The organism is Euzebyella marina, from assembly GCF_003687485.1.
Classification (GTDB): domain Bacteria; phylum Bacteroidota; class Bacteroidia; order Flavobacteriales; family Flavobacteriaceae; genus Euzebyella; species Euzebyella marina.
In genome coordinates this window covers 2,454,262-2,479,102 of record NZ_CP032050.1, presented here as the reverse complement: position 1 = coordinate 2,479,102, position 24,841 = coordinate 2,454,262, and the positions used below count along the sequence as shown (strand labels likewise).

At 39.9% G+C, this 24,841-nt stretch carries 17 protein-coding genes; 12 read left to right on the top strand and 5 right to left on the bottom strand.

Annotation, left to right across the window (positions count from 1 at the left end; genetic code table 11):
* The first annotated feature begins 10 nt into the window (after positions 1-10).
* From D1013_RS10540 to D1013_RS10530, 3 genes are all read left to right on the top strand, one after another.
* Positions 11-2,416, top strand: coding sequence for a 3-hydroxyacyl-CoA dehydrogenase/enoyl-CoA hydratase family protein (locus D1013_RS10540; RefSeq protein ID WP_121848793.1), 2,406 nt, complete (start codon positions 11-13; stop codon positions 2,414-2,416).
* Between the two features lie 179 nt (positions 2,417-2,595).
* Complete coding sequence (locus D1013_RS10535; RefSeq protein WP_121848792.1) at positions 2,596-3,786, top strand: thiolase family protein; 1,191 nt, start codon at positions 2,596-2,598, stop codon at positions 3,784-3,786.
* 72 nt (positions 3,787-3,858) lie between these two features.
* Entirely contained in the window at positions 3,859-5,673 is a 1,815-nt protein-coding gene (locus D1013_RS10530; RefSeq protein ID WP_121848791.1) for an acyl-CoA dehydrogenase FadE, read from the top strand.
* 144 nt (positions 5,674-5,817) lie between these two features.
* On the opposite strand, the gene D1013_RS10525 is transcribed toward D1013_RS10530, so the two are convergent.
* Positions 5,818-7,620, bottom strand: coding sequence for a glycoside hydrolase family 15 protein (locus tag D1013_RS10525; RefSeq protein ID WP_121848790.1), 1,803 nt, complete (start codon positions 7,618-7,620; stop codon positions 5,818-5,820).
* A gap of 102 nt (positions 7,621-7,722) precedes the next feature.
* Here D1013_RS10525 and D1013_RS10520 point away from each other — a divergent pair, with 102 nt between their 5' ends.
* Both D1013_RS10520 and D1013_RS10515 read left to right on the top strand, forming a co-directional pair.
* The gene (locus D1013_RS10520; protein WP_121850688.1) at positions 7,723-9,930 is read left to right on the top strand and encodes a bifunctional alpha,alpha-trehalose-phosphate synthase (UDP-forming)/trehalose-phosphatase; all 2,208 of its coding nucleotides are present in this window, start codon (positions 7,723-7,725) and stop codon (positions 9,928-9,930) included.
* A 96-nt stretch (positions 9,931-10,026) separates the two neighbouring features.
* Positions 10,027-11,652 carry a M1 family metallopeptidase gene (locus D1013_RS10515; RefSeq protein ID WP_121848789.1) on the top strand — a complete coding sequence of 542 codons (1,626 nt, stop codon included), beginning with the start codon at positions 10,027-10,029 and terminating at the stop codon, positions 11,650-11,652.
* Positions 11,653-11,728: 76 nt separating this feature from the next.
* Here the strand turns inward: D1013_RS10515 and D1013_RS10510 are convergent, their stop codons facing one another.
* A complete protein-coding gene (locus D1013_RS10510; protein WP_121850687.1) occupies positions 11,729-15,133 on the bottom strand; it encodes a ThuA domain-containing protein in 3,405 nt (1,134 codons plus the stop codon).
* Between the two features lie 133 nt (positions 15,134-15,266).
* Between D1013_RS10510 and D1013_RS10505 the strand changes: the two genes are divergently transcribed.
* The 6 genes from D1013_RS10505 (at position 15,267) to D1013_RS10480 (ending at position 19,555) form a co-directional block, all read left to right on the top strand.
* Positions 15,267-15,839, top strand: coding sequence for a YdeI/OmpD-associated family protein (locus D1013_RS10505; protein ID WP_121848788.1), 573 nt, complete (start codon positions 15,267-15,269; stop codon positions 15,837-15,839).
* Between the two features lie 127 nt (positions 15,840-15,966).
* Complete coding sequence (locus D1013_RS10500; RefSeq protein WP_121848787.1) at positions 15,967-16,659, top strand: DUF2490 domain-containing protein; 693 nt, start codon at positions 15,967-15,969, stop codon at positions 16,657-16,659.
* Between the two features lie 65 nt (positions 16,660-16,724).
* Positions 16,725-17,357: a hypothetical protein gene (locus tag D1013_RS10495; RefSeq protein ID WP_121848786.1), complete on the top strand. Its 633-nt coding sequence runs from the start codon at positions 16,725-16,727 to the stop codon at positions 17,355-17,357.
* A gap of 167 nt (positions 17,358-17,524) precedes the next feature.
* Complete coding sequence (locus D1013_RS10490; RefSeq protein WP_121848785.1) at positions 17,525-18,133, top strand: superoxide dismutase family protein; 609 nt, start codon at positions 17,525-17,527, stop codon at positions 18,131-18,133.
* A gap of 73 nt (positions 18,134-18,206) precedes the next feature.
* Positions 18,207-18,758, top strand: coding sequence for an RNA polymerase sigma factor (locus D1013_RS10485; protein WP_121848784.1), 552 nt, complete (start codon positions 18,207-18,209; stop codon positions 18,756-18,758).
* The gene (locus D1013_RS10480) at positions 18,749-19,555 is read left to right on the top strand and encodes an anti-sigma factor (RefSeq protein WP_121848783.1); all 807 of its coding nucleotides are present in this window, start codon (positions 18,749-18,751) and stop codon (positions 19,553-19,555) included. The genes D1013_RS10485 and D1013_RS10480 overlap by 10 nt, the downstream gene beginning before the upstream one ends.
* A gap of 129 nt (positions 19,556-19,684) precedes the next feature.
* On the opposite strand, the gene D1013_RS10475 is transcribed toward D1013_RS10480, so the two are convergent.
* Positions 19,685-20,383, bottom strand: coding sequence for a TIGR04283 family arsenosugar biosynthesis glycosyltransferase (locus tag D1013_RS10475; RefSeq protein WP_121848782.1), 699 nt, complete (start codon positions 20,381-20,383; stop codon positions 19,685-19,687).
* Between the two features lie 153 nt (positions 20,384-20,536).
* Between D1013_RS10475 and D1013_RS10470 the strand changes: the two genes are divergently transcribed.
* Entirely contained in the window at positions 20,537-21,325 is a 789-nt protein-coding gene (locus tag D1013_RS10470; RefSeq protein ID WP_225621474.1) for a DUF547 domain-containing protein, read from the top strand.
* A gap of 18 nt (positions 21,326-21,343) precedes the next feature.
* Here D1013_RS10470 and D1013_RS10465 read toward each other — a convergent pair whose 3' ends face one another.
* The gene (locus tag D1013_RS10465) at positions 21,344-22,438 is read right to left on the bottom strand and encodes a BamA/TamA family outer membrane protein (protein WP_121848780.1); all 1,095 of its coding nucleotides are present in this window, start codon (positions 22,436-22,438) and stop codon (positions 21,344-21,346) included.
* A 653-nt stretch (positions 22,439-23,091) separates the two neighbouring features.
* The gene (locus tag D1013_RS10460; protein WP_121848779.1) at positions 23,092-24,372 is read right to left on the bottom strand and encodes a CDC27 family protein; all 1,281 of its coding nucleotides are present in this window, start codon (positions 24,370-24,372) and stop codon (positions 23,092-23,094) included.
* Between the last annotated feature and the right edge of the window lie 469 nt (positions 24,373-24,841).

The window sequence follows — 24,841 nt, the reverse complement described above, 5'->3', positions numbered from 1 at the left end:
CATTAGTAAAGTGAACAAACACATTAATAAAGTAGCGGTTATTGGATCCGGTATTATGGGCAGCGGCATTGCCTGTCATTTCGCCAATATCGGGGTAGAAGTCTTACTTCTCGATATTGTTCCTCGTGAGCTGAACGAAAAGGAAAAGGCGAAAGGTTTGACCCTAAATGACAAAGTCGTAAGAAATAGGCTGGTAAATGACTCATTGACTGCAGCCCTTAAATCTAAGCCTTCTCCTATTTACCATCAAAAATTCGCATCAAGAATAACTACAGGTAACTTAGAAGATGATATTGCTAAAGTCTCTAAGGTTGATTGGACAATCGAAGTAGTGGTAGAAAGGCTTGATATTAAAAAGCAAGTTTTCGAAAACCTTGAAAAACATAGAACGCCTGGAACTTTAATTACTTCAAATACTTCAGGTATTCCGATTAAATTTATGTCGGAAGGTCGTAGTGAAGATTTTCAAAAACATTTCTGCGGCACGCATTTTTTCAATCCTGCCAGATATCTCAAACTCTTTGAAATTATACCCGGGCCCAAGACCTCTCAAGAAGTTCTGGAATTTCTAAATGGTTATGGGGAAAAGTTTCTTGGAAAAACTTCCGTAGTGGCAAAAGATACTCCCGCCTTTATCGGTAACCGTATCGGCATTTTCAGTATTCAGAGTCTTTTTCATATGGTAAAAGAAATGGGAATGACCGTTGAAGAAGTGGATAAACTAACCGGACCGGTCATTGGCAGGCCTAAATCTGCCACTTTTAGAACCGTTGATGTCGTAGGTCTAGATACGCTGGTTCATGTGGCTAACGGTATTTACGAAAATTGCCCAAATGACGAACGTCACGATTTATTCAAATTACCCGATTTCATCGACACCATGATGGAGAAAAAGTGGTTGGGCAGCAAAACAGGACAGGGTTTTTATAAAAAAGTAAAAGACGATAAAGGCAAGAGTGAAATTTTGACTTTAGACCTTGATACAATGGATTATCGGTCTAAAAAGAGTGCCAAATTCGCCACTCTTGAACTTACCAAAACGGTGGATAAGGTCATCGATCGCTTTGCCATTTTAACAGGAGGTAAGGATAAGGCCGGTGAATTTTATCGAAAAAGTTTCGGGCAATTGTTTGCCTATGTTTCCCATCGAGTTCCAGAGATAACAGACGAGCTTTATAAGATTGATGACGCCATGAAAGCAGGTTTCGGTTGGGAACATGGTCCATTCCAAATTTGGGATGCCGTTGGTTTAGAAAAAGGTCTTGAGTTCATTAATTCAGAGAACCAAGAAGCCGCACAGTGGGTTTCCGAAATGAAATCAGCAGGAATCACTTCATTTTACTCAGTAAAAGATGGAGCGACCTATTTCTATGACATTTCTAAAAAGTCTATGGAAAAGGTACCAGGTCAAGATGCTTTTATAATTCTTGATAATATTCGTAAGAGCCATGAGGTTTTCAAAAATAGCGGTGTAGTTGTTGAAGATTTAGGTGATGGCATTTTAAATGTCGAGTTCCAGTCTAAAATGAATACCATCGGCGGTGATGTTCTTAGCGGATTAAACAAAGCCATAGACCTAGCTGAAAAAGATTTTCAAGGCTTGGTTGTCGGTAATCAGGCCGCAAATTTTTCCGTTGGTGCCAATATCGGAATGATTTTTATGATGGCCGTTGAACAAGAATATGATGAGCTGAACATGGCCGTTAAAATGTTTCAAGATACCATGATGCGAATGCGATATTCATCCATACCAACGGTTGCCGCACCTCACGGCATGACATTGGGCGGCGGTTGCGAACTTTCGTTACATGCCGATAAGGTGGTAGCTGCGGCAGAAACGTATATCGGCTTGGTCGAATTCGGTGTAGGCGTGATACCAGGAGGTGGTGGATCAAAGGAGTTTGCCCTAAGGGCACAGGACACCTTTAAAAAGAACGATGTTGAATTGAACGTACTTCAAGAATACTTTTTGACCATCGGAATGGCCAAAGTATCTACATCAGCATATGAAGCTTATGATTTAGGCATACTTCAACATGGTAAGGATATCGTAGTTGTCAATAAGGATAGGCAAATCGCCACTGCAAAGGCACATGCAAAATTGATGGCCGAATCCGGCTATACCAAACCTATAAAGAGAAAGGATATTAAAGTTTTAGGTAAGCAAGCCTTAGGTATGTTCTTAGTGGGTACTGATTCAATGGAAGCGAGCAAATACATAAGTGAACATGACAAGAAGATTGCGAACAAATTGGCCTATGTAATGGCCGGTGGCGATTTATCGGAACCTAGCTACGTAAGTGAGCAGTATCTTTTGGATTTGGAGAGAGAAGCCTTTTTATCCCTTTGTACCGAAAGAAAAACATTGGAAAGAATACAGCATATGCTTAAAACAGGAAAGCCGCTTAGAAATTAATCAGTCTGGTAGTTATTAGTTGAAAGAAGAAAGACTTAAGACATAAGACTATGGCAGCAAATCATAATTTTCGAAAACAAAAAATTCAATCACTACAAGGAATGATTTCACGTTTTATGGAAAGCCTGGAGAACAAGTCTTAGGTCTTATGTCAAATCATCCTCAGTCAAATTACAAATATGAAAACAGCATATATAGTCAAAGGGTATAGAACCGCGGTAGGTAAATCCGGTAAAGGTGGTTTCCGCTTTAAAAGGGCAGATGAACTTGCAGCTGAAACCATTGAATATTTAATGGGTAAGCTACCTGATTTTGACAAAAAAAGAATAGACGATGTAATTGTAGGTAATGCCATGCCCGAAGGGTCTCAAGGTCTTAATATGGGCCGTTTGATTTCCTTAATGGGGTTAGATATAGTCGACGTACCAGGGGTTACCGTCAACCGCTTTTGCTCTTCAGGGCTAGAAACTATTGGCATTGCAACAGCAAAAATTCAGTCCGGTATGGCAGATTGCATCATTGCCGGCGGGGTAGAAAGTATGAGTTCCGTACCCATGACAGGCTTCAAAACCGAGCTGAACTACGATTTGGTGAAATCTGGTCATGAAGATTATTATTGGGGAATGGGCAATACTGCCGAAGCCGTTGCACAGGAGTTCAAAGTCTCTCGTGAAGACCAAGATTTGTTCGCCTTCAACTCACATCAAAAAGCATTAAAAGCACAATCTGAAGATAGATTTCAAGACCAAATAGTACCTATTCAAGTCGAGCATACCTATGTGGGCTCCGATGGAAAAAAAGCAACAAAAAACTATACAGTCACCAAAGATGAAGGTCCACGGGCAGACACTTCTTTGGAAGTATTGGGTAGGCTTCGGCCTGTTTTTGCCGCCAATGGTAGCGTAACTGCCGGTAACTCATCGCAAACAAGTGATGGTGCGGCATTCGTAATGGTTATGAGCGAAGAAATGGTGAAGGAATTAAATTTAGAACCTGAAGCTCGTTTAGTGAGTTATGCCGCAGCAGGTGTTGAGCCAAGAATTATGGGAATTGGTCCCGTAAAGGCTGTTCCAAAGGCATTGAAACAAGCTGGCTTACAACAATCAGATGTAGAATTGATTGAATTAAACGAAGCCTTTGCCTCACAATCAATAGCCGTAATTCGTGAATTAGAGTTGAATAATGATATTATAAACGTGAATGGCGGTGCTATTGCATTAGGTCATCCGTTAGGGTGCACGGGTGCCAAGCTTTCCGTTCAATTGTTTGATGAAATGCGCAAAAGAAACATGCAGGGCAAACATGGCTTAGTGACCATGTGCGTAGGTACAGGTCAAGGGGCAGCCGGTATTTTTGAATTTTTGAAGTAGACGGGTTTTTGATATGTAATTAAAATACTATTAAATAACCTCGATAATTAGAAACAGGATAAAACCAATAAGATGAGTACTGAAACTATACAAAAAGACAACCTTTTAAGAGGTGGCCAATTTTTGGTCAAAGAAACCAAATGCGAAGATATATTCACCCTCGAAGACCTAAATGAAGAGCAGCGAATGATGCGTGACAGCACCAAAGAATTCGTTGACCGTAAACTTTGGGCACATTGGGAACGCTTTGAAAAGAAAGATTACGCCTATACGGAAGAGTGTATGAGAGAAGCAGGTGAACTGGGCCTTTTGAGCGTAGCAGTACCTGAGAAGTATGAAGGTATGGGTATGGGTTTTGTTTCTACTATGTTAGTATGTGACTATATCTCTGGGGCCACAGGTTCGTTCAGTACAGCATTTGGTGCTCATACGGGTATCGGTACGATGCCGATTACGCTCTATGGTACCGAAGAGCAAAAACTAAAGTATGTTCCGAAATTGGCTTCTGGCGAGTGGTTTGGCGCTTATTGTTTAACTGAGCCCGGAGCAGGTTCCGATGCCAATTCCGGTAAAACCAAAGCTATACTTTCTGAGGATGGTAAGCATTACTCTATTTCAGGTCAAAAAATGTGGATTTCCAATGCCGGTTTCTGCAATCTTTTTATTGTTTTCGCTAGAATCGAAAATGACAAAAATATCACAGGTTTTATTGTTGAAAATGACCCAAGCAATGGTATCAGCTTAGGAGATGAGGAAAAGAAATTAGGAATTCACTCCTCCTCTACTCGCCAGGTTTTCTTTAATGAGACGAAAGTACCGGTTGAGAATATGCTGTCTGAGCGTGGCAATGGTTTTAAAATTGCAATGAACGCCTTGAATGTAGGCCGTATAAAATTGGCAGCCGCGTGTTTAGAAGCCCAAAGAAGGGTCGTAACCGAAGGCGTCAAATATGCCAATGAGCGCGTACAATTTAAAACACCTATTATCAACTTCGGTGCCATTAAGGCAAAAATAGCGGATATGGCGGTTAATGCCTATGTAGGGGAATCTGCATGCTACAGGGCAGCTAAGAATATTGAAGACCGAATTGCCATTCGACAAGCTGGTGGCAATAGTCATCAAGAAGCTGAACTAAAAGGTGTTGAAGAATATGCAATAGAATGTTCCATTTTAAAAGTGGCCGTATCCGAAGATGTTCAGCACACGACAGATGAGGGCGTGCAGATCTTTGGTGGAATGGGCTTCAGTGCCGATGCTCCTATGGAAAAAGCTTGGCGAGATGCGAGAATCGCCAGAATTTATGAAGGTACGAACGAAATCAATCGAATGTTGGCAGTAGGCATGCTGGTCAAAAAAGCCATGAAGGGTCATGTTGACCTTTTGGGTCCGGCCACTGCGGTTGCAGATGAACTTATGGGCATTCCTTCATTTGATACTCCTGATTTTTCAGAGCTTTTCTCAGAGGAAAAAGACTTGTTGGCTCGATTAAAGAAAGTCTTTCTAATGGTTGCCGGAAGCGCAGTTCAGAAATTCGGCCCTGAGTTAGAACAACACCAGCAATTAATGCTTGCGGCCGCTGATATACTTATAGAGGTATACATGGCGGAAAGTACACTGCTTAGAACAGAAAAGAACGCCAAACGCTTTGGTGAAGAAAACCAAGCACCTCAAATTGCCATGGCACAATTGTATTTGTACAATGCCACTGAGACTATCATTAAAAGAGGAAAAGAGGCGATTATTTCTTTTGCGGAAGGTGACGAGCAGCGCATGATGCTTATGGGGCTCAAAAGATTCACCAAGTATACCAATAACCCGAACGTGGTGGCCCTTCGAAATCAAATTGCTGATAAAGTGGCTTCGGATAATGGCTATACTTTTGACTAGTTAGAATTTACATTACATAAAAAAGCACCCGAATTGGGTGCTTTTTTATTATTTACTGTTCTTTTTTAATCATTTATAAGTGTCATTCTAGATAATAAACATCACTTATTTATAGCTTCCTATAAATAAGTAATACTTAGGTTTTTATTCCCGCATTGATTCCAATATTTTTTCTTCACTATGCTTGTTCGAAAAATTGATGGCACATTCTATCAAGGCCAAATGAGAATACGCTTGTGGAAAATTTCCTAAAAGCCTTTTGGTCTTAAAATCAATATCTTCACTAAAGAGTCCTAAATGGTTACTGTAGCTAAGCAACCTGTCAAAATATTCCATCGCTTTTTCCTCCTGCCCTATTTTAAATAGACTGTTGACAAACCAAAAAGTACAAACCGTAAAAGAAGATGAGGGCAGCCCAAAATCATCCTCATTTTTGTATCGATACAAAAGTCCGTCATTACTCAATTCCTTTTCGATAGCTTCGACTGTACTAACAAATTTTTCATGTTTGGCATCGATACATCCATAAGATTCCATCAATAAAACGGAGGCATCTAAGTGCTTAGAACCGTATGACTGGGTAAAAGCTTTTACCTCATCATTCCATGCATTCTCATAAATATCGGCCCAAATCTCATCCCTCAGAGGTTTCCATTTCTCAATTTTGTGATGCTTATTGAAAATTTTCGCCACTTTTATGGCACGATCAATGGCCGTCCAACAAAGCACTTTCGAGAAAGTAAAATGACGATCTTCAGATCTAAACTCCCATATACCCTTATCGGCCTCCTGCCAGTGTTTATCAACAATCCAAACAATGCCTTTGGTAATGCTCCAAATATCTTCGCCATTGGCGATATCGGTGCTGAATTTCACTAAATTCTCATAAATGACATCCATTAGAATACCATATATATCATTTTGCCTTTGAATATAGGCCGCATTACCGACACGTACGGGCTTAGAACCTTTATACCCACTCAAGTGTTCTAAAGTCTCTTCTGTAAGCTTCTTTTCTTTATTAATGCCGTACATAATCTGAAGCTTTTCATCTTTATCGGGCATTAGGTCGATAATGAACTGAAGATAACGGCGAGCCACGTTTTTATGGCCCAACTCGCTCACCACTTTCACGACCATTGAGGCATCTCTGATCCAACAGAAACGATAGTCCCAATTGCGCACTTCGCCAATAGTTTCCGGCAAAGAGGTAGTCGCTGCCGCCAAAACGGCACCTGTTTTATCATAGCTTAACAGTTTAAGCGTCACGGCACTTCGGTGAATTTCTTTGTTATACTTTCTATAGGTGGGGGTATTGTTGCTCCAATTCAACCAGTATACTTTGGTTCGTTCGAGCTCTAAATACATTTTTTCGGTATTCGGCAATAGTATTTTCTCGTTGTAACCCAGAAGAAAATAGCCATCTTCGGTAATTTCCATTTCACGCCCCTCTACCACGGCATTTTTATTAAATGAGGTATATAGAAAAACGGTATCGAACGACTCTGCATGCGTTAAACTGGCGATGAAGTTATGCTTCACATAGGTCCTTGTTTTTCCTGAGGCATATTCTAATTTAGGGTCATACTGAACGGTGAATTTAGGCCGACCCGATTTATGTTTGATATAACGAGCGATTTCTGGTGGTGAATGATATCCGCCGCCTTCCAAATGATAACGAGGCATGAAATCATAGACTTCAAAAGCGTTTTCCCCATCTGAAAAAGAAGTCAACAAGATAGCGGTGTTACCAACGTAGGTCTGTTCTATATCATAACTCCCATCTACATTAAACCCAAAACTACCTCCGATTTTCTCATCGAGAAGTTTGGCAAACACCGAAGAAGAATCGAACTCTGGCAAACAGCACCAATCAATACTTCCTGTTTTTGATATAAGGGCCGCACTTCGGCAATTCCCTATTATTCCATAGTCTAAATTATCCATTCAATAAAATTGTTGATTCAAACGGCCCCTGAATTGTTATTGGCCATCTTTTTCACGAAATTTAGAGAAATAAACATCAAAACAAAGCAAAAAAACCAATTTATGGGCAAAACTATCATAATCTCAAACAGACTACCTGTTCAGTTACAAATCAGCAACGGTGAAATAACAGCTATTCCCAGTGTTGGCGGATTGGCTACAGGAATGAAATCAGTTCACTCAGGAGGGGATAGTTTATGGATTGGCTGGAGCGGACTAACGGATGAAGAAATACCGGACGAACTGGCTCCAAAAATTGACAAGGCATTAAAAGAGCATGGGTCGTCAAAAGTGAATTTGACCTCCAGTGAAGTAGATGGCTTTTATTTCGGCTTTAGTAACAGAACTATTTGGCCCTTATTTCACTATTTTCTTGAGTATTCTGAATTTGAACTCAAAAACTGGGACATCTATAAAAAGGTAAACCAAAAATTCGCGGATGCGATTTTGGAAGCCGCAGATGATGACGATACCATCTGGGTTCATGATTATCAGTTGATGTTAGTACCCCAAATGGTAAGAGAGAAAAAGCCCGATATATCCATCGGGTTCTTTTTGCATATACCTTTTCCTTCGTTTGAGATTTTTAGAACATTGCCATGGCGGGAGAAAATTCTTGAAGGTCTTTTGGGTTCGGACTTAATCGGTTTTCACACTTATGATTATGAAAGGCACTTTTTGAGTTCTGTTAGAAGATTGTTGGGGCTCGATGTGAGTTTCAATGATATTTATATGGATGATAGGGTCATCAAAGTCGACTCTTTTCCGATGGGTATCGATTACAAAAAATTCAATGAGGCTGCCAAAGAGAATAAAAAGAACCAGCCGGAAAATCAATCTGAATTACAACGAAGACTCAATAAACACAAAGATGCCGACAAAGAAGCTAAGTTCTTTCTTTCGATTGACAGACTTGATTACACCAAGGGCATAGCTAAAAGACTGTACGCATTTGAGTACTTTTTGAATAAATACCCGCAATACAAAGAAAAAGTACGCTTGATTATTTTGGCGGTACCTTCCCGTTCAAACGTACCCCAATATCAATTGCTCAAGAGAGAAATCGATGAATTGGTGGGCCGAATTAATGGGGAGTTTTCAACAGTAAGCTGGACGCCCATTTGGTACTTCTATCGCTCCATGCCCTTTGAAAACCTTATCGACCTGTATACATCGTGCGATATTGCTTGGTTGACACCTATTAGAGATGGTATGAACTTGGTGGCCAAAGAATACATCGCGACAAGAACTGACCAAACGGGGGTTCTCATCTTAAGTGAGATGGCAGGATCGGCCAACGAGATGAACGAAGCTATGCTGGTCAACCCCAACAACTTTGAGCAAACGGCCGACGCTCTTAAAGAGGCTATTACCATGCCTAAAGAAGAGCAAAGAGAACGTAATTCTATTCTGCAAAAAAGATTGGAACGGTATAACGTAGAGAAATGGGCGAACGATTTTATGGATTCTCTATTAGACCAAAAAGGAAAAGATTTCAGCCATGTGGCCAGAAAGCTGTCTGTCGATCTAATGGATACCATTGTAGATAATTACAAAAATTCGAGCAAAAGACTTCTTTTTATTGATTATGATGGCACCCTGGCCGGCTTTCATAAAGACCCGCAAAAGGCTGCCCCAGATGATGAGCTTTATGACTTGCTTGATACCTTGGCCAACCAAGAGAATACCGACATGTTTCTTATAAGCGGTCGTGACAAAGAGACCTTTACCAAGTGGTTCTTGCATAAAAAATACAATATGATTGTGGAACATGGCGTGTGGATTTCACAGCATGGTGAAGAGTTCAAAATGTTGGAAAAGGTCAAGAAAGATTGGATGGAAAAAATTCTGCCGGTACTCGAATCGTTTGTCGACCGAACTCCAGGAAGTTTTATAGAAGAAAAAAACTATTCTCTTGCATGGCATTATAGAAATACCGATCCTGATTTTGGCCAGAAAAGAGCCAGCGAACTCAACACCGTGCTTACCAGTCTGATCGGTACCGACGATTTAAGTGTTCTGAACGGTAATAAGGTCATGGAAATTAAAAGCAGTAATGTGAACAAAGGTCGGGCGGCCATGCGCATGTACGCTGAAAAAGACTATGACTTTTCATTTGCAATTGGCGACGATTGGACGGATGAATTTATGTTTATGGAACTTCCTGAGGATGCCGTTACCGTAAAGGTCGGTAGACAAAAAACCAATGCACGGTATTACGTTGAAAGTATTAAAAATGTAAGGGCTCTTTTGAATAGGTTCATCTATTAAAAGTTCGGGTTCATTCTGGTGTGTTTATATCCTGTTCAGTTGAGAACGCTGCCCGTGTTGCAAAATTGAAGTATCTTGACATCAAAAATTTATTTGATGAAATATTTCTTAGCCTTTTGTGGTGCACTTACAACAATCATAGCTACATCTCAAGAGTTTACGCAGCAAGATACCTTACGCGGCAGTATTACCCCAGAAAGAGAATGGTGGAACCTTAATTATTACGACCTATATGTCGATGTAAATCCAACGAATAAGTCAATAAAAGGTTCCAATCTGATTCGTTATGAAGTTTTAGAGCCCCAAAAAGTAATGCAAATTGATTTGCAGCCTCCGATGAAAATTGATAAGGTCGAGCAAGATGGGGCCGAACTCAAGGTAGAGCATGATGGCAATGCCCATTTCGTTCAATTAAAAAAGAAACAAAATAAGGGTGAGTTCAAAGAGGTAAAAGTATACTTTTCAGGGCATCCGAGAGAAGCGGTGAGAGCGCCATGGGATGGTGGTTTCTCTTGGAAAAAAGACAATAATGGCAAAGAATTTATAGCAACTTCAAATCAAGGTTTAGGTGCCAGCGTTTGGTGGCCCAATAAAGACCATATGTACGATGAAGTCGACAGCATGAAGATCAGGGTTAAGGCCCCTAAGGGTTTGATGGATGTTTCAAATGGTCAATTGAGGGCGGTAGATGAAAACAGCAACACCTATGAATGGTTCGTCAAAAACCCCATCAATAACTACGGGGTGAATATCAACATTGCTGATTACGTTCACTTTGAAGAAAAATATCAAGGCGAAAAGGGTGCTCTTCAAATGGACTATTATGTGTTGCCCTACAATCTTGAGAAAGCCAAAGAACATTTTAAAGATGCGCCAAAAATGATGGAAGCATTTGAGCATTGGTTCGGCCCCTACCCTTTTTATGAAGATGGTTTTAAGTTGGTAGAAGTACCCTACTTGGGTATGGAGCACCAAAGCTCGGTGACCTATGGCAATCAATACAAAATGGGGTATCTTGGCAGAGATTTATCGGGTACCGGATGGGGTCTAAAGTTCGATTTCATTATAATTCACGAGGCCGGTCACGAATGGTTTGCGAACAATATTACTTACAAAGATATTGCCGACATGTGGGTTCATGAAGGCTTCACGGCTTACTCCGAAAACTTATTCATTGACTATTATTATGGTAAGGAGGCTTCGGCCGATTACGTAATCGGAACACGCGCAAACATTCAGAATGACAAGCCTATCATAGGCAAATACGATGTGAACCACAGAGGAAGTGGTGATATGTATTACAAAGGCGCCAATATGTTGCACACTATTAGGCAGATAATTGGTGATGATGAAAAATGGCGTCAAATACTTCGTGGGCTCAACAAAGAATTCTATCACAGTACGGTGACAACCCAGCAAATCGAGAATTATATAATTGATAAGTCAGGGATTGATTTGTCGAAAGTATTCGACCAATATTTGCGTACCGCTAACATTCCCAATTTTGAATATCAGATGACCCCTGAGGGAATCAAGTATCGCTATAGTCAAGTTATCGATGGCTTCACAATGCCTCTTGAACTAAACATTGGGGATAAAAAGGTTACTGTTAACCCTACCACAGAGTGGCAACAAATGAAACTTGCTACTTCGGAAAAGGAATCAAAAATTACTGTTGACAGGGATTACTATGTTAATGTTCAGGATATTTCCAAAAAATAACGATTCTTACATTCATAAAATAATAAAGGCCGATGTAACATCGGCCTTTATAGTTATAGATTGAGTTGAGAATAAATTATCTGCCAGCAAATTTCACTCCTGTAACCGCCATTTGGCCCGGAGCCTCTCCTTCCTTAGGTTTATATACGAAATAAAGTTCATCGGCCTTTACATCCATCTCTTTGTTTAAAGGAATTAAAATCGCGCCGCCAGGTTGACCCGCTTGAGGGGTAGGCATGCTTCCTTTGCCCAAGAGCTCACCATCAGGTGAGTTTAAGTGAAGTTCTACTTCAATACCTGCCTTTGGTGCCTCTTGCCATCCGGCAGTTACCATAGCACTGTTGACACCCTTAAGGTCAATATTTTCTAAAGCAAACCAGCCTTCGTCCTCGGGTAATAGTAATAGGTTCATACCTCCAAAAGCTACTGGTGAAAACCCTTTAGCCTTTGTTGCCTCACTAAAGGGTACTGTACTGCCCTGTAAAGCTACCGATTGAACACCTGTTAAAGGTTTAACTCCATTAATACCTTTATCCGTATAGCTAGCGGTTAGAATCATTGCGTTATCACTACCTGTAGGTTCTGGCATTATAGTTCCCTCTAGTGGCAACGATTTCTCTAATTTTCCGGAATCGGCCAACGAAAGTATGTAAGCGGCAATCTGTCTAGTTTCATCTTCGGTAATGTTAGGATGAGCCGCCATCGCAGCTTCGCCCCAAACACCAGATCCGCCTGATACGATCTTCTTTTGTATATACCGGCTTGCGCCTCTATCATTTTTATACTTCTCAGCAATATCCTTATAGCTTGGCCCTATTGATTTTTCTCCTTCTTTATGACAAGCCTTACAATCCATACCTTGGGTCAGTGCTTTACCTGTAACAGAAGCAGAAACCTCTTGATGGCCTTGCGACTGATTTACTTGATCAAGACCTTCCATATAATCTACCGAAACAAAAACGTTGTTAGGATCTATATCGTCATTACCATCGGGGTCGGTCACCGTAACCTTATACTTAATGGGCGTACCCTTGATAAAGAAGGTCGAATTGCCGCCTTGCAAATCAATCGAAATTTGAGGTCTAGAATTGCCCGCGATTACTGTGGAAGATTCGCTCACGGCACTGGCCCCTTTATCATCTTTCACTTCAACTGATATTTTATACTCTCCGTTACTATTGTACGTATAGGTTAGTTTCGGTTCTTGGGTCTCTTTGGTCTCTCCATTACCTAAATTCCATAGATAAGAAACGGCATCACCTTCTAAATCTTCAGCTTTTACTTCAGCAGTAATTTCAAAAGGAACCTTTCCGGTGTCATGGTTTACCATAAGATTATCGATCATTGGCGGTCTGTTTCCACCATTATATTCAATAAAGCTCAGACCTGAATCGTCATTTTGAGAGAACCATCCGCTACCGTACTCCAATAGATATATTTTTCCATCAGGACCCAATTCCATATCTATCAGATTTCTCAATTTGATATCAGAAGCAAATGGTTCCATTTTGTTAAAGGTGCCGTCTTCAAAAAGGGATACGGCCATCATCCACCCACGCATCCATTCATAAATAATGGTCTTTCCATCATAGTAATCAGGAAGACCTCCACCGTCAGTAAACATATCGGAATAGTAAGTAGGCCCCGCCATGGCATTACGCCCGCCACTACCGACTTGGGGAAACTCAGAGGTTTCTGCATACGGATAATAGATATAGGCCGGCTTTGTTGGAGGAAGTTCTTTTAAACCTGTATTGAACTTCGAGTCGTTAATAGGTTTTTCAGGATTGAAGGCCTCACCACTTTCACCGGTTTCATAATTATAATCACGGTAAGCATAATTGTTACCTATAAAAAGTGGCCAACCATAATTGCCTGGCTCGGTGGCCAAATTCATTTCGTCATAACCACGCGGCCCCCTAGTATCTAAAGAGTCATTGGCAGCATCAGGGCCAACCTCACCCCAGAACAAATGCCCCTTTTTAGGGTCTACAGAAATTCTGTAAGGGTTACGATGGCCCATGGTATAAATTTCCGGCCTTGTTTTATCTGTTCCAACAGGAAACAAATTGCCCTCCGGTATATCGTAAGTTCCATCTTCCTTAACCCTTACTCTAAGAATTTTTCCGCGAAGGTCGTTTGTATTACCCGATGACCTTCTGGCATCATACTGCTCATGGTCAGGTAAATCGTTCAACGGGGCAAAACCGCTATTTACATATTGAACCCCTTTTTCATTAAATGGTGTCGAGTTATCACCGGTTGAAAGGTACAACAAGCCATCGCCTCCGAAAGCAATCGAACCTCCGGTATGGCAGCAGATTTCACGTTGCGATTCAATATCTAGAATAACTTGTTCAGAGGCCATATCAAAATTGCCATCTTTATATTTGAATCTAGACAATCTGTTTACCCACTGGTCTCCGGTTGGCGCATAATAAACATAAACCCAATTGTTATTGGCATAGTCAGGGTCTTTCTGAAGCCCCATCACCCCTTCTTCAGCATTAACGCCAGGGGTGTTCAATGTTTTAAAATACACATCTAATTTAGCTACTTGCTTTAACTCTTCGGTTTCTGAATTAAAATGCATGATTTCGCCCCTACGCTGGGCAATAAGAACATCATGATTTGGAAGAACCGTCATTTCGGTAGGCTCAAAAAACTCACCACCAACAAGTTCGACCTTGGTAAACCTATTCGCGTCTGGAGGAAGTTGCGTGGTGGCCTTCGAGTAATCAAGATTATTATTTTCTCCTATGGCATATTCAATTCCGCCTAAGAGATGCTTGAGGAACAAATCTTCGGAATAGCTCTCTGAAGTATGCCCGGCGCCGGTGTAAAAGGCTCTACCGCCATCATATTCATGATACCATGCAAAGGGGTGGTTATCTCCATTCAAACCGCCTTCATAGGTCGATTCATCAACTCTCATGACCACATGCACATCGGGGTTAATGCGCTTGTAATTGTAAATTTCATCGCTTCGGTGCCAAACAGAATCGGTAAAGTGTTTGGTTGCAATAAAATTCTTATCGGTAATAATAAAGTCTGCTTCAGGGGTGCCGGCAGGATGCGACACAAACTGTGCCCCTACCAATTTATTGTACCAACCCCAATCATACTCGGTATCTGTAGCGGCGTGTACGCCAACAAACCCGCCACCTGATTGAATATAACGTTCAAAAGCCGCTTCTTGCTTATGATCAAGAACATTCATTGTGGTACTAAGAAAAATAATGGCCGAATATTGCTTGAGGTTATCTTCATTAAAAAGTTCAGAGTTTTTGGTAGTATCTACCTCAAAACCGTTTTCAGAACCTAGTTTTTGAATGGCCGCAATACCATCTGGTATCGATGCATGCTTAAAGCCCATGGTTTTTGAGAAAACCAGTACCTTGGGTTTACCTTCCCTTTTGTTTCCACAATTGGCAAGGGTCAATCCCAAAATTACCAAGAGGGCAAGAGTAATTTTTTTCATGTTGATGTTGAATTGTTGATAGTTTAATACAATCTCTAAAAGTAAGGATTCACAATCTAAACCCCCAAGTTTTTTAGGGCAAAATGGTATTTTTAAAGGATATTTTGAGAATTTCGTAATCGAATTACAAAACATGAAAGAATTTTATTTTAAGAATTCAGATGAATGGCGCGATTGGCTGCATGTAAACCATACACAAGAATCTGGTATCTACCTTATCTTCTATAAAGTGGACCATGAAAATGAAAGTATGAGGTGGGAAGAAGCTGTTCGTGTGGCTCTATGTTACGGCTGGATCGACAGTACTGTCAAAAGCCTTGGAGATGGTAAACGCAGACAATACTTTTGTAGGAGAAAAGCGAAAAGTGTTTGGAGCAGAGTAAACAAGCAGCATATAGAAGAATTGATTGCCAATAACCTAATGCACCAAACGGGATTAAAATCTATTGAAATAGCAAAGAAAAATGGCTCGTGGTCTGAATTAGACGATGTAGAAAACGGAATCTTGCCCGATGATTTAAAGAAAGCATTCTCTAAGAACGAGAAGGCTTTAAAGAACTTTGAGAACTTCACCCGAAGCCAAAGAAAAGGCTACCTATATTGGCTGAACCAAGCGAAGAGAGAGGCCACCAGGCAAAAAAGAATCAGAGAAATTATTGAACATAGTGCGCTAAACATCAAATATAGAAACGGAAGTTCGAGATAAATCGATGTTCTGTATGCGATGTTTCTTGGCAGAACTTAAATTTTAGGTTTGCCTTAACAATCAATAAGTTATTGACCGATGTATAAATGCCTATTTTTAGGCTCCTAAAAAACCATTCATCTTCATTATGAAGAATTTATTAATACTATTTACTTTACTTTTTATTTCAGCTCAGGCATTTGCCCAAAACGGAGAAGACAAATTAGGGTCTTGGCATATGTACTTTGGCACCAACAAACTCTCTGAAAAATGGAGCCTTCATACTGAAGCACAATTACGTTATTATGAGAACGGTAAAAACTTCAACCAACTACTTTTACGTACCGGTGCCAATTACCATATTAATGAAAATGCCATTGCCACTTTAGGTTACGGTCATATAACCACCGACGGTACTTTTGAAGAATTTACCGATGAGATTAATTCTATTGAGCATCGAATTTTCGAACAGTTCATATTAAAAAACCAAGTCGGGGAGTTTAATTTCGAACATCGCTACCGACTTGAACAACGCTTTATCGATTTTGGCGACAGAAACGATACTCAACATAGGGCGAGATATAGGCTACAGGTCACCCTTCCTTTAACAGATATATTTTTTCTGAACTTTTATGATGAGATTTTCTTGAACCTTCAAGACGAGGTTTTCGGGCAAAATAGACTTTACGGTGCTTTGGGCATTAATATCACCCATAACTTAAGTACCCAAGTGGGCTATTTGAAAAACCACTTTCCTTCGGCGCATTACGACCGTCTGCAAATTGCCGTCTTTTATAATCCCGACCTGAGTAACTTATTCAAGAAAAATGGACAAGATTAAGAGGATTGCTATTAAAAGAAATGCTTTATAAGTAAATTTGACACTAACTAAACCAATAAAACAAAATGAAAAAAATCGGATTTTTTGCAGTAGCTCTTCTACTGATTGCCTCTAGTTGTAAAGAGACTAAAAAAGAAAATAGTTCAGAATCGGAAAATGTAGAATCGTCAGAGCAGTTCTCTTTGGTAGCCGACTCGACCAAGGTGAGTTTCACCGCTTATAAAACGACTGAGAAATTACCTGTAGGTGGGCAATTTAAAGAGATTGAAATTAAGAACAATCCTTCTGGGGCCACACCAATGGAAGCATTGAACGGCACTGAATTCGGCATTCCGGTAAGCAGTTTGTTCACGAATGACGCCACTGGCACTAGAGACCCGAAAATCTTAGAGTTCTTTTTTGGGGCTATGACCAATACCGAATTAATATCTGGCGTTTTCAAATCAGATGGTAGTGGCCAAAGTTCTATTGATGTTACTTTGAATGGAGAAACGGCCAACATACCCCTAACCCATAAAATGGTTTCCGATACTGCAATAACCTTTGATGGGGTGATGGACCTGAGCAATTGGAACGCCCTTTCCGCCGTCGAATCAATCAACAAGGCCTGCGAGGCCCTTCATACAGGTAAAGACGGTGTTAGCAAAACGTGGAGCGAGGTCGCCGTACACGCCGAAGTTTTGTTCGATAAAAAATAGAAAATACACTTCATTGCATAGCAAGTCCCGAACCTAACAGTTCGGGACTTTTGTTTTGACTTCATTTTTGACGCAAATAATTATAATACTATCACATATCGTTGTATTGTTTGAATGCGACTTCTTTTCTTATTACATTTCGATTTAATACCAAAAACATAACAACTATGAATCGAATAAAAATCACATTTCTTGCAGCAGGTCTTATCGCCCTAGCAAGCTGTAAAGAAGTAAAAAAAGAATCAGAAGAAGCAGGTGACGCCATGCAGAACGAAATGGAAAAAATGGAGGAAACTGCCAGTGAAATGAAAGCAGATGCTATGGGCAATACGTTGACCTTGGCGATGAATTCGGCTAGTGACAGTGACGTTAAAGGGGAGGTTACCTTTACCGAAGAAGATGGTGAGGTTAAAATGAAAGCTATATTTACTGGTTTATCTCAAGGAGACCATGCCATACACCTGCACGAAACGGCCGATTGTTCGGCCCATGACGGAAAATCTGCCGGAGGGCATTGGAACCCTACCGATCAACCTCACGGAAAATGGGGTGATGAAAAAGGGTATCATAAAGGCGACATAGGAAATTTTGTTGCTGACGAAGATGGTAACGCCACCGTAGATTTTGAAACCGATGAATGGTGTATGGGCTGTGATGATGAGAATAAGAACATCATCGGTAAGGCCGTAATTGTACATCAAGGTACTGACGATTATACGAGTCAGCCTAGTGGTGATGCAGGTGCACGCGTTGCCTGTACCCCTATCGCCAAATAATACTTCTAAAAAAGAAAACGCCTTTCAATAGGCGTTTTCTTCCTATATTTAAACTCTCCCTTAAACTCCTTATATGGATTTAGATGAACTAGTAAAACGTTTCCAAAGAAAAGATGTCATGGCCTTCGAGCAATTATATGGCATGTATTGGGAGAACATCTGCGGAGCCATTCACGTTGTAGTACGCGACAAGTATATGGCCGAAGAGATTTGTCAAGACGTTTTTACAAAGGTTTGGCACAATGCAGAAACCTACAACCCTTCAAAAGGAAGGTTTTTTACATGGGTGTTGAACATTGCTCGCAACGCGGCGATCGATAAAGTGCGCTCAAAATCCTATAAAAACCAGAAAAAAAACCTTAGTGCCGACTACTTCGTAGGTATTTTGAACAGAGCGGATGACATCGAGGAAAAAGATGAAAACCCTATCGATATCTCCGCATTAAAAGCAATGGTCTTAGACTTGAAACAGAAATGTCTTGAGATTATCGAGATGCTCTATTTCAAGGGGTACACACAAAAGGAAACCTCAAAACAGTTAGACATTCCTTTAGGTACCGTTAAGACCAGAAACAGAAGTTGTATTTCTAAGTTGAGGGAAAATATTACTGTAGGATGGAAGTAGAAAAGTACATAGAATCAGGTATTTTAGAGTTATATGTTGCCGGGGTTCTCTCTGAGGAGGAGAATTTTGAGGTGTACCAAAATGCTCAAAAGTACCCTGAGATTAAAAAAGAAATTTTGGCAATCGAAGATGCCATCTTAAAATTGACCAAATCGGTATCACCACAGTTGATGCTACCTAAAGGATTCGAAGATATAAGAGTTCGAATCGGCGAGCGCAAAGCGACCAAGGTAGTTCAGATGCCAAAAGAAGAAAAAACAAACTGGGCAGCATACACTGGTTGGGCAGCAGCTATTTTACTTGGTCTGGGCTTATTCTGGCTATACACGCAGAATAATGAGTTAAAGTCTGACGTAAAAGTTGTTGAAGAACAAAACCAAGTACTCGAGCAGCAGATTTTTGAGGCCAGAGGCTCTTTGGCAAATACTGAAGAGTTATTGAACGACCTTCGCGATAAAGATGTTGCCGTGATATCACTCGGTGGACAAGAAGTTTCACCTGAGTCGTATGCCAAAGCCTATTGGAACAAGCGTGAAAACAAAGTATTCATCGATGCCCAAGGTTTGCCTGAGCCACCTGATGGCATGGTGTACCAAGTCTGGTCGTTAAAACTGGATCCATTGACCCCTACAAGCATGGGTCTACTTGAAGAGTTTGAAACCGACGATAACAAAATATTTATTTTGAACAATCCTAATGAATCTGAGGCCTTTGGTATAACCTTAGAACCGGCTGGTGGTAGCGAAACGCCGAACCTAGAACAATTATATACACTGGGTGCCGTTTCCTCTTCATAAAAATTTTAATAAAGGCGAAAGCGAAAAGTCCGGGTTATTTTAACCTGGGCTTTTTTTATTGGGTACTATTCTGAAAAGTCTGAAGACTTCCAACTAAAAGCAGGATTAATCAAAACCGTCCCTATCTTTTCAAGATACCGGTCGAATAAGAAAATTATGTAAAGTTTTAATTTTTTGGGAGGGGAAATGAAATTTAAAGAGAATCAACAATACAAGATTGCTCAAATTAACTTTTAGGTATGAGTTACGGTCGTATTTTCTAGCAGATACCAACAGGTCGTTTTTAATGATTTTATAGGGTATTTGATTTCCTTTTATTCTTCTAAAGATTTCAAAATCTTCCATAATTACCTGCGAATCATCGAAACCACCCAGTTTCTCAAAAGTGGCACGTTGAATGAACAGGCACTGGTCGCCTCCGCCTGTAAAAATTCCGTCATTTGATGTAAAAGATGCGTTTATGGCCAGTAGCCGGCTTGGACTATCAAAACGATACGAGAAAAACCCGGCTAAAAAGCCATTACTAATGGCTTTATTCATATCGGTTACAAAATCATCGGGTGGAATAACATCAGCATGCAAGAATGCCAAAATCGAGCCTCTGGCTACCTTTGCCCCATAATTCATCTGCACAGCACGCCCTTTTGAAAGCGAACTGATAACAGTCACTTTTTCATTAAATTTAAGTTGATGGGAAGAATCATTATTTGTTGCAGAGAGAACAATTATAATCTCAAAATCGTGGTTCGTAGAACGGCTTAAAATATGCGGTACAAGTTTCTGTAGATTCTGTTCTTCATTATGTGCAGGAATAATGATACTGACCATTCTTATAGGGGTAGTTTTGATTCCTTAAAATTCCAAGGAATAAGTAAAACAATTGTAAAAACGCTATAAATGTTAGCTTTCGCAAAAAATCCAAGACAAACCTTATCCAAGCTTTTGCGTAAGTAACAATGATACAATTTTAAAAACATCTTTATGAGATTGCTGTGCTTTTATCTGCTGATTCTTTTCCTTCATAATCCCATGTCTAATGATGGCCTCATAGACAAGAGGTATCAGGATAGCAAAGTGGACTGGAACACAGTTTCGGAGAAATTTTTGGAAGACATCAAAAGTGGAAAAAGCACCAATGAAGTCAGGGCTCTTCTCTATAATACTTCCATTGAAGAATTAGAAAAAAATCTTAAATCTGACGAGCAGAAGCTTGCTTTTTGGATTAATATCTATAACGCCTACATACAAGTAATTTTGTCCGAAAACCCTAAGAAATATGAAGACCGACAAAGCTTTTTTAAAGAAGAGCAATTACCCATTGCCGGTGAAATGGTTTCGTTCGCAAAGATTGAGCATGGCATTATTCGAAAATCTCAGTGGGAACTAGGCCTCGGGTATGTTCGAAAATGGTTTCCAGATGATTTTGAGCGAAAGTTGCGAGTTGAAAATACCGATTATCGTATTCACTTCGCCCTTAATTGCGGCGCCAAAGATTGTCCGCCGGTAGCGATATATACCCCAAAGAGGCTTGAAGAGCAACTAAAGGAAAATACCAAAAACTATCTAAAGAAGACATCAACTTACAATGCTAAGGATAAGGAAGTAAAGGTTACCTCGCTCTTCAACTGGTTCAGGGGCGATTTTGGAGGTAAAGATGGTGTTTTAGACATTCTTAATCAGCAAAAAATTATTCCAACTACAAATGGAATAGATATAGATTATAAGAATTATGATTGGACCTTGGATTTGGATAACTGGACAACTCTTTAATAAACAATTAAAGATTTATCAGAACGCTTCCTTGATGGTAAAGTAGAAATTACCGCCTTCGGCCGACATACCGTAATCAGCGCGAATACGAACTCCGTCACGCTTGTTGATAATATATCTAATACCCACACCTGCGGCCGGTTTATACACGGAAGATAACGCTTCACCCAAATCGGGAGCTACAGTTCCGGTAGAACCGAAAGCAGCACCTCCGAACCTTCCGGCAATCGGAAATCTGTATTCCAGGGCAAAACTCAATTCGGCATTATCTTGAAAACGCCTATTATTGATACCTCTTGACCTTTTAGAACCTAAATAGTAAAGATCATAGAACGGTGTGTTCTCACTACTATTCGCTAAAAATAAATTAGCGGCAATAACCTGTTCTTTACCAACTTTTTGGTAAAACCGATTGTCAAGTTCAAACTTGTTGTAATTAAAACTGGATCCCAACAACTTTGATGAAGTGAAGAAATTACCTTGAATATAAAAGCCCTTGGTCGGGAAAAAGATATTATCCCTAGTGTCATAAAAAGCCAAGATGCCAACGTTAGACACGGTTCCATCTCCTTTTCCAGGTACATCAGACGCTTCCAAAGTACCGCCCTCCTCTATCTTAAGATTGCTAAAGCCGTCGAGTTCATAACCAACCCCAATAGAAAGATTGGGTACCACTTCGCGCAATAGCGATAATCTTACCCTAGGAAAAGTTACTTCATACGTTTCTTCATTTTCTTCAGGTGTATTGATACCAACACCGTAAAAATTATAGAAATATTTATAAAAACCTACTTCACCTAGCAATCTCCAGCGCTCTTCATCTTTATAAAACTCAAAGGGCATGTGGGCCAGAATTTGATTTTTAGTAGTGTAACTGAGACCGAGCTGTATGGAAGATGGCCTTGTCTCTTTACTTTCACCGCGCAGCCAAAAATTACCAATACCAAGACCACCGAAGCCAAAGGCCGTCTCGGGAGTGTAAAAAGCTACCGGAAAAGCCGATATTTTTAAATTTTTGACCAAGGAATCGTTTGTGGTATTACCTTGACCGAACGATGCTAATGAATATAAAGAGATGAAAAATAAAAATTGAAGTTTGGTCTTTAACTGCATATACAAATAAGATTCCTTTTGAATAAGCTTAACTCATTAAGTTAGAACACAAAACTAAAGGCTTTATTTGGCTCGTAGAGACGCGAAAGAATCAATTTATGGCTTGATACGTTAACGCAAGCGTTCAACAGCAATAACTTATTTACCGATTGGATGGTTTTTAGGAGAAAAGGAAGTTTTCTAATCCAGAAATTCGCTTAAGACGCACAAATGGCTGTCTCAAAGAAGTTTTTATTGAGAAATAAGCAAAGTTGGCTACCGCCAATTGCTCAATTTTAGTAAAGAGAAAAGTTCTACTTTTTAGCCTTTAGAACTTTTCGAAGTCCTCTGCGTGCATTAACCACCTTCAAGCATAGCATTAGCATGCAAGAAAGCCAAATCACAAAAAGAACGTACTCCATAACTCTATTAATTTAGGGGAACTATTAGGTTAAAGTTCAGTTACAATCTAAAATTTTCAGTATTTCAAATTCAGCAATTTTTTGTTTTTGGGATTATAAACATAGCAATACTGAGAAAACTATCCTATTCAAAAGTTAAAAAATTCACAATAAAACACACCTTTTTGTTTAAAAAAACTCTGTGCTACAGAAAATTAGATAATTCATAAAAAACACCCTTAAAAAATAGTAAATTATATCTTACACAATTAGTTACAAATTCGCTATACTCTGCTCGTACAGAGGTCCTAATTCGAAAATTGCATTTTTTAATTGACGTTTGATCTTACCAACTTTTTGATATTGACCCGTTGCCTTATATATTTCGGCAGCATAAAATAAAATTTCCGGGTCAAAGGTTTTGCCCTCAATTTCTCTTTCAATTATGTCAAGGGCCTGTTTGTAATCCCCTTTCTTCAGATAACTATAGGCCAATAGACTATATGCTTCCGGAGTAGGTCGGTTTTGAACTTCTTTCTTCGCCAAGCGAAGTGCCTTCTCATACTCGCCAGTCTCATGAAGGTAAATGGCAACATTTAACGTGTTGTACATATTGCCATAATCAGGATTACTTACCAATTTAAAATACATATCTAGGTTTGATAAGCTTTGCAAATCATCACCCATATAATCAGCGATTTCAGCCTTTAAAAGAAAGAAATCGGGTGATTTATATTTCTTGGTTACAGAATCCAAAATTCTCATGGCCTCACGAGGGCGGTTTTCATGTGAAAAAACTATCCAAGCAATTCCCTTTTTGGCATTGGCATTTGCGGGGTCGATAGTCAAAGCTTTTAAATAGAGCTCATAAGATTTTTCGATTTTCTTGGCGTGACCGTAATAATCGGCCAGTTGGGTATACGACCATAGTTGAAGCGACTTATTTTTAGAATCTTCGGCCTTGTCCATGGCTTCTTCCATGAATTTGATGGTACGACTTAAGTCTCCCTTATAATCATTCCACTTGGCCAAACGGACCAGTTGGGCGAAGTCCTCTACATCTTGAATACTATCCAGGTATTTTTCGGCAGTCTGATAGTTGCCAAGTTCCATGTGCACATCGAAGAGTAGAATTCGGCTTTGTCTTGTTCCTTTTTTGGTCGCCCTGGCCGAATCTGCCATAACCAAAGCTTCCATAAACCTATGTTGCGCTATATAGTTCCTGGCCAATGACCGAAAGTAGCCTGACTTACCGGTCGCAGCGTTGTCAACCGCCTTGGTTAGCACGGCTTCGGCTTTTTTCAGGTATTTGATATCTCCCGTATTTTGAAAAAAACGACTGTACTCACCGCCTATTATACCAAAACTCATTAGCTGTGTACTATCTTCCTTTGCTTTTGAGCTCCATAGTTCAAAAGCTCTGGAGACTTTATTAGCAGTAGTAGAGGTCAAAAACCTGTCATAATCGTTACTATCGGTAATAGTTCGACGGTCAGTATTACTACATGAAGAAATAATACCCATAAGCAGCAAAATACCTACGAAGTATTTCATTTTAATTTTCATTTTTTATAGTTCTCGTTATTCCCTTACAACCTGTTCTATCGAATTAAGGGAGGACGATATAAACCATCCTCCCTCTCTTCTTCATAGATTGCTAAGCTATATCCAGAATCCTAATTATGATGGTTGCCAGAGGCAAACTCTCTTCACAAAATCTTCTAACCCTTGTTTACCCTAGTCCGGCTCTTTGAACAATCACGGATAATAGGCCTGCAATTCATAATTACCTACGTAGTTAAATCACAAGGGTTTGGTTTTCAGGGTTAAAAAACTGTTAATAGCAAAAAAGATGTTCTTATGAAAGTTCAGCGAAGGGAATCAAAAATGAGGAAGAAAATCATTTTATCGCCTAAAAATACTAATCTCGAAAACTATGCGAGTAATAATGCGGTAAAGCTCAAAACGAAGTAAATATCTGCTGTAGTAACTGATTTTGTAGTAATTTGGCCCCTCTAAATTA